The organism is Algoriphagus alkaliphilus (assembly GCF_900103735.1).
Classification (GTDB): Bacteria; Bacteroidota; Bacteroidia; order Cytophagales; family Cyclobacteriaceae; genus Algoriphagus; species Algoriphagus alkaliphilus.
In genome coordinates this window covers 1-2,247 of sequence record NZ_FMXE01000071.1, presented here as the reverse complement: position 1 = coordinate 2,247, position 2,247 = coordinate 1, and the positions used below count along the sequence as shown (strand labels likewise).

The following is a 2,247-nucleotide window of genomic DNA, read 5'->3' as shown; positions in this document are numbered from 1 at the left end:
CAAATCGGTGGTTCCGCTTTTCCTGTTTTGTACTATTTCAAGAATGCGGACTTACAGTGGTTTTTTTACTCGGATGACAGTAATATTTTTTTTTATAAAAAATTCAAGTTAGGGAAAAATTAAAATATGATTTTCATCATGTTTTTCGTTTTTTTTTTTTAAAAATAAAATTGTTTAATACTTTTGAAATTAGTGTCTTGATTCACCCAATATCATCAAAAGTCACTTCAGATTTAAAATATTTTCATTACAGGATAGATAATTAAAAAAAAATGATTATGGTAACTCCGATGGTGACAAATCTTATTTAATTAAAAGAAAGGAATACTAATTGAATTAAATTTTAAATTAGGCTGTATTATAGCGGCCTGTTTATTCATTTCGAAAAAAATAGAAAAACAAATTCAGAAACGACTAATGAAAAAAATAATCTATCAAAATATATTTGAATTTTCACCGGATGGGATAGTCCTATGTAATAGCTTAGAGGAAATTATCATGGCTAACCAAGCCACTACATTAATTTTTGGATACTCTCAAGAAGAATTAATTAATAAAAGGATTGAATTCTTAATACCCACTCATTTAAGAGAAAGGCACGAGACCCATTTTCAAACCTTCAAAAAATATCCCACTCCAAGGTTAATGCACAATGAAATGAATCTGAAGGGACAACGTAAAGATGGATCCCTAATTCCTCTAAGCATTACAATTACAAAAATATCCTCAGAAGAGATTAGTGACTTATATCTCGCCATAATTAGAGACACAACGGATTTCATCAAGAAGACTCAAGAATTTGAAAAAACTACTGTCCTATTAAAGGAAGCCTATCATTTAAGTAAATTAGGAAGTTGGGAATATGATTTAATCAAAAATGAACTTTTCTGGTCGGATGAAGTCTTTGAAATTTTTGAATTAGATTGGGAAGATTATAAACCTTCATATAAAGCTTTTATTAATTTGGTTCATGAAGATGACAGAGAATTTGTGAAAAAATCATTTCAGGATTCCATAGAAAATCAAATTCCTTATAATGTAGTTCATCGATATACTACTCCCAGTGGTCATCTTAAATATCTAAGGGAGCGAGGTCATAATTTATATGATGCATCCGGAAAAATAACAAGAACCTTAGGTTCTGTTCAAGATGTAACTGAAGTCCAAAAACAAAAAAAATTATTAAATGAATACATAATAAAACTTGAAAATAAAAACAAAGAGCTGGAGGATTATACTTATATCGCAGCCCACGATCTTCAGGAACCTGTCAATAATATAAAAGGAATTATAGAAATACTTATATCCGAAAGAAAGTCATTAAATCCTTCCGGTCAAGAAATCGACCAATATATCAATCTAATATCGGGAGCGGCTAATAAATTATCGAACCTGATTAAAGGTTTAATGGAGACAAACAGACTAGGGCAAATAGATTCAATGACTGAAGTTGATTTCAATGAAGTTATTAAAGGGGCCATTTCAAATCTGCACAACAAAATAACTACAAAAAATGCCGAAATAATTATACCAAATGATTTGCCAAAGGTTTTTGGATTTAAATTCGAATTGGAGCTATTGTTTCAAAATTTGATTTCAAATGCATTGAAATTTCAAAAAACGGATGTGACACCCGTGATCAAAATATCATGTCACAATCAGGAGTATTCATGGTTGTTTGCAGTGGAAGATAATGGAATTGGAATTGACTCTAGATATAAGGATAAATTATTCAAAATGTTTAAAAGACTCCATACTCAAACTGAAATAGAGGGAACAGGAATTGGACTCGTCCAATGCAAAAAAATCGTGGAACAACACAATGGGGAAATTTGGTTTGAATCGGAACTTGGAAAAGGGACAGTTTTTTACTTCACCATAAGAAAATCAAATGGCTTATGAGAAATTTTAAAATAAGGGAGGTTGTATTCATTGATGACGATGATGTTATTGTTTTTGTAGGAAAAAGGATTTTAAAAATGGCCGGATATAATGGTGTTGTGAGTCATTTCCATAACGGATTAGAGGCAATAAAGTCCATTGAGGAAAGTATCGTCCAAGGAGAGTTTGATAATGAATCTGACCCGGTGGTAGTTTTATTGGATATAAACATGCCTGTAATGGATGCTTGGGATTTTATGAACGTGTTTAATGATAATCTCACCCCATACTGACCCACCCATTTCGGAGTAAACTGACCCACCTGTTTCAGTCGATATTGACCCATGCGTTTCAGTCCATACTGAC

At 31.6% G+C, this 2,247-nt stretch carries 2 protein-coding genes; both read left to right on the top strand.

What is annotated here, in order from left to right:
- The first annotated feature begins 417 nt into the window (after positions 1-417).
- Positions 418-1,902 (top strand): PAS domain-containing sensor histidine kinase, encoded by a 1,485-nt coding sequence (locus BLQ81_RS21795; protein WP_092735261.1) that lies wholly within the window; start codon positions 418-420, stop codon positions 1,900-1,902.
- Positions 1,899-2,174 (top strand): response regulator, encoded by a 276-nt coding sequence (locus BLQ81_RS21790; RefSeq protein ID WP_092735258.1) that lies wholly within the window; start codon positions 1,899-1,901, stop codon positions 2,172-2,174. The genes BLQ81_RS21795 and BLQ81_RS21790 overlap by 4 nt, the downstream gene beginning before the upstream one ends.
- The last annotated feature ends 73 nt before the right edge of the window (positions 2,175-2,247 follow it).